11 protein-coding genes are annotated in these 12,934 nt (G+C 65.6%); 7 read left to right on the top strand and 4 right to left on the bottom strand.

The window, feature by feature from the left end; all coding sequences use genetic code 11:
* Positions 1-141: 141 nt before the first annotated feature.
* Positions 142-3,933 (top strand): methionine synthase, encoded by a 3,792-nt coding sequence (gene metH / locus F579_RS0108165; RefSeq protein ID WP_026300991.1) that lies wholly within the window; start codon positions 142-144, stop codon positions 3,931-3,933.
* Between the two features lie 76 nt (positions 3,934-4,009).
* Here metH and F579_RS0108160 read toward each other — a convergent pair whose 3' ends face one another.
* Entirely contained in the window at positions 4,010-4,771 is a 762-nt protein-coding gene (locus F579_RS0108160) for a sulfite exporter TauE/SafE family protein (RefSeq protein ID WP_019023640.1), read from the bottom strand.
* Between F579_RS0108160 and F579_RS0108155 the strand changes: the two genes are divergently transcribed.
* Positions 4,764-5,420, top strand: coding sequence for a DUF4124 domain-containing protein (locus tag F579_RS0108155; RefSeq protein WP_019023641.1), 657 nt, complete (start codon positions 4,764-4,766; stop codon positions 5,418-5,420). The genes F579_RS0108160 and F579_RS0108155 overlap by 8 nt on opposite strands.
* A gap of 8 nt (positions 5,421-5,428) precedes the next feature.
* On the opposite strand, the gene argB is transcribed toward F579_RS0108155, so the two are convergent.
* Positions 5,429-6,307, bottom strand: coding sequence for an acetylglutamate kinase (gene argB / locus F579_RS0108150; RefSeq protein WP_019023642.1), 879 nt, complete (start codon positions 6,305-6,307; stop codon positions 5,429-5,431).
* A 158-nt stretch (positions 6,308-6,465) separates the two neighbouring features.
* Here argB and F579_RS0108145 point away from each other — a divergent pair, with 158 nt between their 5' ends.
* The 5 genes from F579_RS0108145 (at position 6,466) to hmpA (ending at position 11,070) form a co-directional block, all read left to right on the top strand.
* Positions 6,466-6,984 (top strand): hypothetical protein, encoded by a 519-nt coding sequence (locus F579_RS0108145; protein ID WP_019023643.1) that lies wholly within the window; start codon positions 6,466-6,468, stop codon positions 6,982-6,984.
* A 6-nt stretch (positions 6,985-6,990) separates the two neighbouring features.
* On the top strand, positions 6,991-8,442 hold the full coding sequence (locus F579_RS0108140) for a cbb3-type cytochrome c oxidase subunit I (protein WP_019023644.1): 1,452 nt from the start codon (positions 6,991-6,993) through the stop codon (positions 8,440-8,442).
* A complete protein-coding gene (locus F579_RS0108135) occupies positions 8,432-9,043 on the top strand; it encodes an SCO family protein (protein WP_019023645.1) in 612 nt (203 codons plus the stop codon). The genes F579_RS0108140 and F579_RS0108135 overlap by 11 nt, the downstream gene beginning before the upstream one ends.
* A complete protein-coding gene (locus F579_RS0108130) occupies positions 9,040-9,660 on the top strand; it encodes a hypothetical protein (protein ID WP_019023646.1) in 621 nt (206 codons plus the stop codon). Before F579_RS0108135 ends, F579_RS0108130 begins: the two co-directional genes overlap by 4 nt.
* 228 nt (positions 9,661-9,888) lie before the next feature.
* Complete coding sequence (hmpA, locus tag F579_RS0108125; protein ID WP_019023647.1) at positions 9,889-11,070, top strand: NO-inducible flavohemoprotein; 1,182 nt, start codon at positions 9,889-9,891, stop codon at positions 11,068-11,070.
* On the opposite strand, the gene F579_RS0108120 is transcribed toward hmpA, so the two are convergent.
* Entirely contained in the window at positions 11,071-11,895 is an 825-nt protein-coding gene (locus tag F579_RS0108120) for a gamma-glutamyl-gamma-aminobutyrate hydrolase family protein (RefSeq protein WP_019023648.1), read from the bottom strand.
* A complete protein-coding gene (locus F579_RS0108115; RefSeq protein WP_019023649.1) occupies positions 11,882-12,874 on the bottom strand; it encodes an amidoligase family protein in 993 nt (330 codons plus the stop codon). The genes F579_RS0108120 and F579_RS0108115 overlap by 14 nt, the downstream gene beginning before the upstream one ends.
* Positions 12,875-12,934: the final 60 nt, after the last annotated feature.

Below are 12,934 nucleotides of genomic sequence, written 5' to 3'. Positions count from 1 at the left end.
GACTCGCGACGGGCGCAAAAGAGGATGCCGGGCCCGTACATCAATATCCGGAACACCGCCCCGCAAGGCGGGTTCCCGCCGGGCTGCACCGCGCTGCCCGGCCACGACAATGAATCCATTCAACACAATGGTGTACCGCACATGACGGCAACGCGAAACGACATCGAGAAGGCGCTGAAAGAGCGCATCCTGATTCTGGACGGCGGGATGGGCACGACCATCCAGCTGTACAAGCTGGAGGAGGCCGACTACCGCGGCGAGCGCTTCAAGGACTGGGAGTCCGATCTGAAGGGCAACAACGACCTGCTGTCGCTGACCCGTCCGGACATCATCGAGCAGATCCACAACGACTATCTCGAGGCCGGCGCCGACATCATCGAGGCCAACACCTTCAACGGTACCCGCATCGCGATGGCGGACTACCACATGGAGGACCTGGTCCCCGAGCTGAACCGCGAATCCGCGAAGCTCGCGCGCAAGGCCGCCGATGCCTGGACCGAGAAGACCCCGGACAAGCCGCGTTACGTGGCTGGCATCCTCGGCCCGACCAACCGTACCGCGTCGATCTCCCCGGACGTGAACGACCCGGGCGCGCGCAACGTCGATTTCGACACCCTGGTCGAGTCCTACAAGGAGGCCGCCGAGGCCCTGGTCGAGGGCGGGGTGGATATCCTGCTGATCGAGACGGTGTTCGACACTCTGAATGCCAAGGCCGCGATCTTCGCGGTGAAGACGCTGGAAGACGAGCTCGGGAAGGAACTCCCGATCATGATCTCCGGCACCATCACCGACGCCTCCGGCCGTACCCTGTCCGGCCAGACCACCGAGGCCTTCTGGAACTCGGTGCGTCATGCGAACCCGGTCTCCATCGGCCTGAACTGCGCGCTGGGCGCGAAAGAGATGCGCCAGTACGTGGAAGAGCTGTCGCGCATCGCCGACACCCACGTCTCCGCGCACCCGAACGCTGGTCTGCCGAACGAGTTCGGTGACTACGACGAATCCCCGGAGCAGATGGCCGCGGACGTCGGCCCCTGGGCCGAGCAGGGCCTGCTGAACATCATCGGCGGCTGCTGCGGCACGCTGCCGGAGCACATCCGCGCGATGCGCGAGGCGGTGGAGAAATTCCCGCCGCGCAAGGTACCGGAGATCGCCCCGGCCTGCCGCCTGTCCGGCCTCGAGCCGTGCAACATCACCGACGACTCGCTGTTCGTGAACGTCGGCGAGCGCACCAACGTGACCGGCTCGCGCAAGTTCCTGCGTCTGATCCAGAACGAGGAATTCGACGTCGCGCTGGAAGTCGCGCTGAACCAGGTCGAGGGCGGCGCCCAGATCATCGACATCAACATGGACGAGGGGATGCTCGAGTCTCAGGACGCGATGGTCCGCTTCCTGAACCTGTTGGCCGGCGAGCCGGACATCGCTCGCGTGCCGGTGATGATCGACTCCTCCAAGTTCGAGATCATCGAGGCCGGCCTGAAGTGTGTGCAGGGCAAGCCGGTGGTCAACTCGATCTCCATGAAGGAGGGCGAGGAAAACTTCATCAAGCAGGCCCAGCTGTGCCGCCGCTACGGCGCCGCGATCGTGGTCATGGCCTTCGACGAGGACGGCCAGGCCGACAACGAGCAGCGCCGCGTCGAGATCTGCACCCGTGCCTACAAGCTGCTGACCGAGAAGGTCGGCTTCCCGGCCGAGGACATCATCTTCGACCCGAACATCTTCGCGGTCGCGACTGGCATCGAGGAACACAACAACTACGGCGTGGACTTCATCGAGGCCACCCGCCGCATCAAGCAGGACCTGCCGCATGCGCTGGTCTCCGGTGGCGTGTCCAACGTGTCGTTCTCCTTCCGCGGCAACGAGCCGGTGCGCGAGGCGATCCACGCGGTGTTCCTGTACCACGCCATCAAGGCGGGCATGGACATGGGGATCGTGAACGCCGGTCAGCTGGCGGTCTACGACGACATCGACGAGAAGCTGAAGGAAGCGGTCGAGGATGTGGTCCTGAACCGCCGCGACGATGCGACCGAGCGGCTGCTCGACCTGTCCGAGGAGTACAAGGGCCAGGGCGGCGGCAAGAAGGAAGAGAACCTCGAGTGGCGCGAATGGGAAGTCACCAAGCGCCTCGAGCACTCGCTGGTCAAGGGCATCGACACCTACGTGGTCGAGGATACCGAAGAGGCGCGTCAGCAGTACGACCGCCCGATCCAGGTGATCGAGGGCCCGCTGATGGACGGCATGAACGTGGTCGGCGACCTGTTTGGCGAGGGCAAGATGTTCCTGCCGCAGGTGGTCAAGTCCGCCCGCGTGATGAAGAAGGCCGTGGCCCACCTGATCCCGTACATCGAGGCCGAGAAGACCGGCACCGAAAACAACGGCAAGATCCTGATGGCCACGGTGAAGGGCGACGTTCACGACATCGGCAAGAACATCGTCGGCGTCGTGCTGCAGTGCAACAACTTCGAGGTCATCGACATCGGCGTGATGCAGCCGGGCGCCGAGATCCTGAAGGCCGCCAAGGAGCACGATGTGGACGTGATCGGCCTGTCCGGCCTGATCACCCCCTCGCTGGAGGAGATGGCCAACTTCGCCGCCGATCTCGAGCGCGAAGGCATGAGCACACCGCTGATGATTGGCGGTGCCACCACCTCGCGCGCCCACACCGCGGTCAAGATCGAGCCGAACTACTCCGGCCCGGTGGTCTGGGTGAAGGACGCCTCGCGCGCGGTGGGCGTGGCCCAGAGCCTGATCAGCCCCGAACTGCGCGAGAAGTACGCCGCCGAGATCCGCGAGGAGTACGAAAAGCTGCGTGTGCAGAACGCCGGGCGCAAGAAGAAGACCCAGTGGGTCACCCTGGAGAAGGCGCGCGCCAACAAGCCGCAGATCGACTGGTCGAGCTATACCCCGACCAAGCCGAAGGCGCTGGAAACCGACAAGCTGCCGGGCGAGCCGAAGGTGCTGCACCCGCATGGCGACGGCTCCGTGCTGCTGCGCTTCGACGACTTCGACCTGAACGAGGTCAGGAACTTTATCGACTGGACGCCGTTCTTCCACTCCTGGCAGCTGCACGCCGCCTACCCGCGCATCCTCGATGACGAGAAGGTGGGCGAAGAGGCGCGCAAGCTATTCAAGGATGGCCAGGAGATGCTCGATCGCATGATCGAGGAGAAGTGGGTCACCCTGCGTGGTGTAGTCGGCTTCTTCCCGGCGAATACCGTCAATGATGACGACATCGAGGTCTACACCGACGAGAGCCGCTCGAAGGTGCTGAAGAAGCTGCACCACCTGCGTCAGCAGACCGAGAAGCGCCGTGGTCAGCCGAGCCACTCGCTGGCCGACTTCCTGATGCCGAAGGAGGCCGGTGGTCCGGACTACCTGGGTGCGTTTGCGGTCAGCGCCGGTGGCGACGTCGATGCCAAGGCCGAGGAATACGAGAAGGCCAACGACGATTACCACGCGATCCTCGTGAAGAGCCTGGCGGACCGTCTGGCCGAGGCCTTTGCCGAGTGCATGCACCAGTATGTGCGCAAGCACTACTGGGGCTATGTCCCGGACGAGGCGCTGGCGAACGAGGACCTGATCGACGAGAAGTACCAGGGCATTCGCCCGGCCCCGGGCTACCCGGCTTGCCCCGAGCACACCGAGAAGGGCACGCTCTGGGAGCTGCTGCAGCCCGAAGAGCACGCGGACATGACGCTCACCGAGAGCTACGCGATGCTGCCGGTCTCGGCCGTGTCCGGTTGGTACTTCGCCCATCCGGAGTCGCGCTACTTCGGTCTGGGCAAGGTCAACCGCGACCAGGTCGAGGACTACGCCAAGCGCAAGGGCATGTCGTTCGAAGAGGCCGAGCGCTGGCTCGCGCCGAACATCGGCTACGACGACAGCGACGAGGCCAAGGCGGAAGCCAGGGCCGAGCGCGAGGCCCGGTCCGCCTGATCGGCCTTGCTGGTCTGGTGTTGAAGGAAGCCCCGCCTCGTACGGGGCTTCTTTTTGTCTGCGTTTTCGTCCGTGATCAGGGCACCGGGGCCAGCAGTGCGATTCCGGTCAGCACGGTGACCACCTCGAAGGTGCGCTTGACCAGCCGGTTGCCGTAGCGGTGGGCCAGGGCCGCCCCCAGATAGCCGCCGATGAAGCTGCCGACCAGCAGCGCCGGCAGCCAGTCCCACTGGACGGTGCCGAAGGTGCCGAGCAGCAGGGCCCCGGCGCCATTCCAGACGAGTCCTACCAATACCATGGTGTAGCCGACCGCCTGGGTGTAGCTCATGCCGTACCAGCGCACCAGCCAGAGCGTCACCATCAGCCCGGTTCCGGAGGCCAGTGAGCCATTCAGGATGCCGATGATGAACAGGCCCAGTGCGCCGATCAGGGCGTGCTGCAGGGTCTTGTCCGTCTCGCGCACGGCCTGCCCCAGCTGCGGTCGGCGCCAGGAGTACCAGCCAAGGGCAATCGTCAGCAGGCCCAGGGCGATCTCGCCGGCCCGCGGGGGGATCCCCAATACCAGCCAGGCACCGATCAGCACCCCGGGAAGACCGGCCGCAAGAATGATGGCTAGGCGCGCCGGTTCGAATGTGCTTTGCTTGAGGTGCCGCAGACTGGCCCCGGCGCCCAGCGCAACGGTGGCGATCTTGTGTGTGGCCAGGGCAACGGGATAGGGGAGTCCCAGAAAAATGAGGACTGGCAACTGCAACAGGCCGGCCCCGCCGCCCGCGAGGGCGGAGAATCCATTCGCCAGGATGGCGATGAAAAGCAGTCCGAGGTGTTCGAATATGGTCATGTCAGGGGGCAGAAAGCGCGGTTCCGTGTGGGGGCACGGCGTTTTTTGGGGGCTGCTGGCACTGGTGCTGGCGCTGCCGGCTCATGCGGATATCTATCGCTGGGTCGATGATGACGGCACGGTGCACTACTCGAACACCCCGCAGCCCGAGGCCAGCCAGCGCGAGCGGCGCGTGTTTGATTCGCGTGGCCTGATGCGGGAGATCATACCCGCTCCCCCCACCCTCGAGGAGCGCGAACAGGCCCGGGCCGAACAGGAACAGGCGCAGCAGGAGCTGGAGGCTGCGCGCCAGGCGCGGGCCGACCGGGCGGCGCGCGAGCGCCAGCTGCGTCAGGCCTACGAGAATCTGGACGAGATCGAAGAGCTGCGCGCGCGCCGCGAGGCGGCCATCGGTGCGGATATCGCGCGTTCCGAAGCACAGGAGATCACGCTCCTGCGCGAGCGCGAGCGTATTCGTCGTCAGTATGAATCCAGCGAGTCGGCGTCGGCGCGTGCTCGGTTCGAGGCCCAGCTAGAGGATCTGGAGACGCGCATCGACCGCGAGCGCGCCTACCGTCGCGGGCAGGAAGACCGCCTCGCCGCCATCCAGCAGCGGCTGGACCTGGACCGCGAGGACTATCAGCGCCTGGTCGTCAACGGCGAAGGTTAAAAACGCCTTTAACGACTAATCAGGGTGCCCACGCCCTCGTCGGTCAGGAGCTCCAGCAGCACCGCGTGCTCCACCCGGCCATCGACGATATGCGTGGCGTTGACGCCGCTGCGCACGGCATCCAGCGCGCAGCGGATCTTCGGGATCATCCCGCCGTGGATCGTCCCGTCGCGGATCATCTCGTCGACCTGCGGGGCCGACAGCTTGGGCAGTAGTTCACCGTTGCCGTCCAGCACACCCGGGGTGTTGGTCAGCAGGAACAGCTTCTCCGCATCCAGCACCACCGCGAGCTTCTCGGCTGCCGTGTCGGCGTTGATGTTGTAGGCCTTGCCGTCGCGGTCGAAGCCGATCGGTGCGATCACCGGGATGAAGTCGCTCTCGTCCAGGGTATGCACGATCGCCGGGTCCACGCCCTCGACCTCGCCCACATGGCCCAGGTCCACGGTCGGCTGACCCTCGGAGGCGCCGTAGTCGCGCAGCGGATTCGCACGGATCATCTGCCCGTCCTTGCCGGTCAGGCCCACGGCGCGCCCGCCGAAGCGGTTGATCAGCGAGACGATCTCCTGATTCACGATCCCGCCGAGCACCATCTGCACCACGTCCATGGTCTCGCGGTCGGTCACGCGCAGGCCGTTGACGAACTCCGTCTCCTTGCCCAGGCGCTTGAGCAGCTGACCGATCTGCGGGCCGCCGCCATGCACCACCACCGGATTCACGCCCACCTGCTTGAGCAGCACGATGTCGCGCGCGAACGAGGCCTTCAGGTGGTCCTCGGTCATGGCGTTGCCGCCGTACTTGATCACGATCGTCTTGCCCGCGAAGCGCTGGATATAGGGCAGCGCCTCGATCAGGACATGAGCTACGGAATGGGCCGTCTGGGTATCCATGGTGTTTCGGTGGTCCGCAATAGGGGGCGCAGTTTACCACTGCCAATCGCCTTTCGTGCGGCCCCCGTCATTAACATGTATAGAAGATACATCGTTTGACGCATCGGTGGCGCCCCGGTATAAAGCTGCATTGCATCTATAACAAAATGGAGCTTGCGATGCTGCAATCCGTCTCGTTGTTACTGACGATCCTGCTGGTTGTCCCGGTCACGGCCGTCTTCCTCTGGGCCGCCTTTTCGCGGCCGGCCTCGGTCGATGCCGGTGAGCTGGCGGCCCGTTCCTATCGCCTGCGTGACTGGAGCTTCTGGGTTCTGCTGGCAGTGGTCACGCCGGTGTTTCTCTACACCCTGACCTTGATGCCCTACGGCGCCGACGCGGAGGCCGAAGGGGTACAGACGGTCAACGTGACCGGTCACATGTGGCGCTGGGACCTGTCGCAGGACGAGTTTCGCGTCGGTGAGCCGGTGCAGTTCCGCGTGACCAGCCAGGACGTGAACCACGGGTTCGCCATCTACGACGAGGACATGACCCTGCTGACCCAGACCCAGGCGATGCCGGGCTACACGAACATCCTCGAGTACACCTTCGAGCAGCCGGGTACCTACCAGGTCCTGTGCCTTGAATACTGCGGCGTCGCGCATCACGCGATGGTCGCCGAACTCACCGTCACGGAGTAAACGGTCATGAGTGATACGACGATGGAACCGGCCGTGCCGCGCGGCGCACGCAACGCGGTGATTACCTATCTGGCGACCACAGTGGTCGTGCTGTTGCTGATGATGGTCTTTGGGCTGCTGATGCGTCTGGAACAGGCGGGCATGGACCTGATGGGAGCCGCCGGCTTCTACCAGGTGCTGACGGCGCATGGTGCCGGCATGGTCGGGGCGGTGGCCCTCGGGTCCAGCGCGGTGATGTGGTATTTCCTGCGTCGTCATGTGGAGTTGTCCACCGGCGTGTTCCTGCTCAATCTGGCGCTGTTCCTGCTGGGGGCGGTGCTGATCCTGGGCGGCATCTTCATTGGCGGCTTTGCCGGCGCCTGGACCTTCCTCTACCCGCTGCCGCAGACCCCGATGGGCCTGTGGACGCAGGCCGCCGCGGCGTCGTTCTTCCTCGGGCTGCTGGCAATCGGCGTCGGCTTCTTGCTGCTGTACATCGATATCGCGCGGGCGCTGATCACGAACTATGGCGGGCTGGGCCGCTCGCTCGGTCTTCCGCAGCTGTTCGGTCGGGCGGGTGATCCGCCGCCGCCCGCGGTGGTGGCCAGCACCATGGTGCTGATCGTGAACACCCTCGGCATCGTGGCCGGCGCGGCGATTCTGAGCATGAGCCTGATCAACCTCTACCAGCCGGGGTTCGAGATTGATTCGTTGTGGGCGAAGAACCTGACCTACTTCTTCGGCCACGTGTTCATCAACGCCACGATCTACATGGCGGTCATCGGGGTCTACGAAATCCTGCCCCGTTACACCGGGCGTCCCTGGAAGGTATCGCGGGTGTTCCTGGCAGCCTGGGCGGCTTCTACCGTGATGGTGCTTCTGGTTTATCCGCACCACCTGCTGATGGACTTCTCGCAGCCGACCTCGCTGCACGTGCTGGGGCAGGTGATCTCCTACACGAGTGGTCTGCCGGTACTGCTGGTGACGGCCTGGGGCGCGCTGACCAACGTCTACCGCTCCGGTATCCGCTGGGATATCGCCTCCGGGTTCGTCTTCCTCGGTGTGTTCGGCTGGGCGGCCGGCGTGATCCCGGCCATCATCGACGCGACCATCGTGGTCAACACGGTGATGCACAACACCCTCTGGGTCCCGGGCCACTTCCACTTCTATCTGCTGCTGGGTGTGGTCGCGATGATGTTCGGCTTCATGGCGTGGCTGACCCGTTCGCAGGCGGAGGGCGATGGCTTCTTCGACCGGTTGGGGTTCTGGACCTTTACCGGTGGCGGCCTGGCCCTGGTGGCCGTGTTCCTCTACAGCGGCGCGTCCAGTGTGCCGCGACGTTTCGCCGAGCATCTGCCCGAATGGGCGGCCTATGCCCAGCTGGGTTCGGTTGCCGCGGCTCTGGTGATCCTTGGAACGCTGTTGCTGGCGTTGCGTTTCTTCCTCGGACTGAAGCGGGTGGCGAACAATGTGGCGTAATGCGATCTACGGGCTGACCATCATCGCCCTCGGGCTGGGTGGTTTTACCACCCTGTCCCTGGCCACCGACGGCTTTCGTGCGTTTACTGCGGAGGAGGCGCGCCGTCTCGCCGCCCGCGAGAATCCGGCGCCGGTGCCTGCGATGACGCTGGAGGATGCGCGGGGTGGGGAGTTGGACCTGGCCGAGCTGGGCGATCGGTATGTGGTACTGGATTTCATCTACACCGGCTGCCACCACGCCTGCACCACGCTGGGGGCAAGCTTCCACCGCATCCAGGAGGCGCTGCCGGAGGATGTGTTGGGCGAGCGCGTAGCCTTGCTCAGCATCACCTTCGATCTCGAGAACGACGATGCCGCGCGCCTGCTCGAGTATGGCGAGCGCTTCTCGGCTAACCCCGAGGCCTGGCATCTCGCACGCCCGAAAACCCGAGAGGACCTGGATCGCCTACTGCGCCACTTCCAGGTGGTGGTGATCCCGGACGGCCAGGACTTCGTGCACAACGGTGCCATTTACGTGGTGGAGCCAGACGCCCGCGTGGCCGGGATTCACGACATCGATGCGGTGGACGACGTGCTGGCCTACCTGGAGCCGCGTTGGTGACGCGGCCGTCCACCGTCTGGGCGGGGCCGGCATTGCTGGCAGTACTCGTCCTGACGCCCCTGAGGCTCTGGCTCGAGGCCAGCCTGATCGGCCACATGCTGGTGCAGATCCCGCTGCTGGTGCTGGCGGGTGCGCTGATGGCCCGGTCGCTGCCGGAGGTCTGGCGCATCCGGGCTGCCCGCCTGGATGAGTACGGGGTGCTGGGGCTCCTTCTGGCGCTGTTCGTTGTCGTCTACTGGCTGTTGCCCCGCAATCTGGATGCGGCCGTACTCGAGGCCGGGGCGGGCTGGATGAAGATCGTGACACTCGTGCTGCTGGCCGGGATACCGCTGGGGTTGACGGCACACCGGCTCCCGTTGCTGGTGCGCGGCGTGCTGTGGGTCAAGGGTACGGCCATGTTCTTCGTGATGGGCTGGCTCTACCGCGAGGCCCCGGACAGGCTGTGCAATGCGTATCTCCTGGGCGAGCAGTTGATGCTGGGCAACATCATGCTGGGGCTGGGGGCGATCAGTCTGGCTGCAATCCTTGCGCTTTTGTTTTTCGGGCCACCCAATCGGCACCGCCAGGTGGTCGCCGGCGAGACTCTTGATCAGAGTCAATTGTCACGGGCGCTATGAATGGTCCCACCTGTGCCCGGCCATGCGCTGATGGCCGCTCGTGTGCCGCGGGTGTTCGGGCGCCAGGGCAAGCCGATGTCCGGGTGTGTTTCGGAGCGATATCGACGGGATAGCGGTCCCCGTATTGCATGGGGCTGCCCTTAAACACGCATTGGGTATCCATTATTTGACGGCGTCGCAAGTCGCCCGTATAAAGCTGCATCTCGATTAAAACATAAGGAAGCCTACATGCTGTCGGACGACCACAAGGCCATCATCCAGAAGACGGTCCCCATCCTGGAATCCGGGGGCGAGGACCTGACCCGCCACTTCTACAGCATCATGTTCCGCGACTACCCCGAGGTACGGCCCCTGTTCAACCAGGCCCATCAGGCGAGCGGCCAGCAGGCGCGGGCGCTGGCCAATGCGGTGCTGCAGTACGCGCGGCATATCGACGAGATGGAGGCCCTGGGCCCGCTGGTCGGGCAGATCGTGAACAAGCATGTGTCGCTGCAGGTGCAGCCGGAGCACTACCCGATTGTGGGCGAGTGCCTGCTGCGGGCGATGCGCGAGCTGCTGGGCGAGGAGGTCGCGACCGACGCCGTGCTGGAGGCCTGGGGTGCGGCCTACCAGCAGCTGGCGGATATCCTGATCGCCGCCGAGGAGGATGCCTATCAGCAGGCCGAGGCGCAGGCGGGCGGCTGGCGCGGGCTGCGTTCGTTTGTCGTGCGCCGCAAGGTGCCGGAGAGCGAGGAGATCACCTCCTTCTATCTGGAGCCCCAGGACGGCGGGCCGGTCCCACCGTTCCAGCCCGGTCAGTACATCGGGCTGAAGGTGGATATCGATGGCGAAGAGCTGCGCCGCAACTACTCGCTCTCCATCCCGCCGGGTGCGGACGGGTTGCGCATCAGCGTGAAGCGGGAGCCGGAAGGCCGGGTATCGCGCTTTCTGCACGACCGCATCCAGGAGGGCGATGTGCTGCAACTCACCCCGCCGGCCGGTGATTTCGTCCTGCGCGAAAGCGATCGTCCGCTGGCCCTGATCTCGGCGGGTGTGGGGATTACCCCGACCATGGCCATGCTGGACCCGGCACTGCAGGCCGGTCGCCGGGTGCACTTCATCCATTGCGCCCGCCACAGCGGGGTCCATGCCTTTCGCGAGCAGGTCGAGGCGCGGGCGCGCGAGCACGATCATCTGCGCCCGTACTTCTGCTACAGCGAGCCTGCCAACGAGGATGCCGCCGATGCGACCGGCTTCCTGACCCGGGACAAGCTCGCCGAATGGCTCCCGCATCGCACGGAGGTCGATGTGTATTTCCTGGGGCCGACGCCGTTCATGCGGCAGGTGCGTCAGCAGCTGCGTGAACTGGGTGTGCCGGACGAGCGTTGTTTCTTCGAGTTCTTTGGCCCGGCCCGGGCCCTGGAAGCCTGATCAGATCGACTGGGTGGCCGCCACCAGCGCACGGAACAGGCGCTGGTGGCGGGTCTTCTGCGGCAGGTATTCGGGGTGCCACTGCACGCCGATACACCAGCCGTGTTCGGCCTCGATCGCCTGGACGACGCCCGTCTTCTCGCGCCCGACGATGCGCATCCCCTGGCCCAGTTGGTCCACCGCCTGATTGTGCAGCGCGTTCACATGGATCGCGCCTGCGCCCAGTATCTCGGCCAGATGGCTGCGGCCGTCGAGCATGACCGGCTTGACCGGCAGCAGGCTGCGCGCCTGCGGGGTCTCGACATAGAACTCCGCCAGATCCTGCTGTAGCGTCCCGCCGCGCACCACATTGATCAGCTGCATCCCGCGGCAGATGCCCAGTACTGGCCGGTGCTCGTCCAGCGCGCGATGGATCAGCGCCTTTTCCAGCCGGTCACGCTCCACGTCCAGTACGCCGCCGTGCGACTGGAACATCCGCCGCAGCAGCCACAGCGCGGGATAGAACAGGTACCCGATCAGTCGTTGCGACAGGCGGCGTTCCGCGCCGCGAATGGCCTCGGGGTTCGGGCCCTGAGGCAGCGACTCCCCGTACAGTTCGGGATCGACATCTGCACCGCCGCCGACCACCAGGGCGTCGAACGACCGCTGGGGACGGGGCTTGCCGGGGCGTACGCGCAGGGGTCGACCGCCGGCGCGCCAGACGGCCAGCGCAGTGAACAGCCAGGCCGGGCCCCCGCCCTGGTCGGGCCCGGTGATCGCAACCACCGGACGCCGTGGCCGCGGGTGGTCGCTCGGGGCCGCGGCATCCTGTTCAGAACCAGCCACGCAGCTTCCTGGCCCAGTCGTCAGCCCAGCGGCCCAGTGCCTGGCTGGGGCGTTCCAGGTACTCGCGGCCCATCCGCTCCAGGCGTTCGCGGTCTGCGGCGAGCCGTTCCACTTCGACCCAGCCGTTAAAGGGGTGGGCCAGGCTCCATTCGGGATCGTCGATCTCGCAGTTGGGCAGGCGATAGTGGAACGCGGGGCGGGCCTTGACCAGCTCATGTTCCACCGGGGCCGCGTCGATGCGTCCCTGGTCCAGTTCGGCATACAGCGGCAGCATGTCCAGCGGCCGATTGCGCGTGGTGTTGTGCGCGAGGTAATGGTCGATCAGTTGCCCCTGGTCCGGCTGGAAGTCCGGGTTCAGGGTCTCACGGACGAAGGTGCCGGGGAACGCGCGGATGTAGGGAGACAGGCGTCTGGCCAGGTCGATCTCGCCCGCATTCGTCAGCATCTCGTACAGCAGCAGGAAGGCCCGCAGGACATCCAGTATCCAGGCGGCATCGGTGCTGTGAACCTCGATATTGAGCTGCAGCCCGAACGCGTAGAGCAGCGAGCGCTCGGTCCCGAGCGCGCCGGCTTCCTGCAGTGCGGCACGGACGCGGTCCAGGCGCGGGAGCGCCGAGGCCGGTATCGGCGGTGCGACGATCTCGTGCGGTACCAGCCGCCCGGCGGCATCGGCCAGCCAGCGGTCCAGCGCGGCCTCGTCGGAGTCGTCGAGTTCGATCCCCAGCCGCCGCAGGTGGCTGCGGTATCCCCGGTCCTTCAGTACCCGGGCATCCAGCTCGACGCGGAAATCACCCTGGTCTGTATCGCAGACCCGGGCGACGAACGGGCTTTCACAGCGGACCTGCCCGCCGAATTCGGCGCGGATCGCCTCGCCCATGCGCTCGAGCGAGACGCCGGCCATCTCAATCTCCACGCCCACCTTTCGGGGTGACCCTTCCGAATTGTCTGGCCAGGGCAGATCGTGAAAGCGCTCGGGCATCAGGAATGTCCTTGGGAAGGTGCCGCGCCATGATAACGGTTCGGTGTACCTGCTGTGGGC

It is taken from the genome of Thioalkalivibrio sp. ALJ21 (genome assembly GCF_000378605.1).
GTDB lineage: Bacteria > Pseudomonadota > Gammaproteobacteria > Ectothiorhodospirales > Ectothiorhodospiraceae > Thioalkalivibrio.
This window is presented reverse-complemented; position numbering and strand designations above follow the sequence as displayed.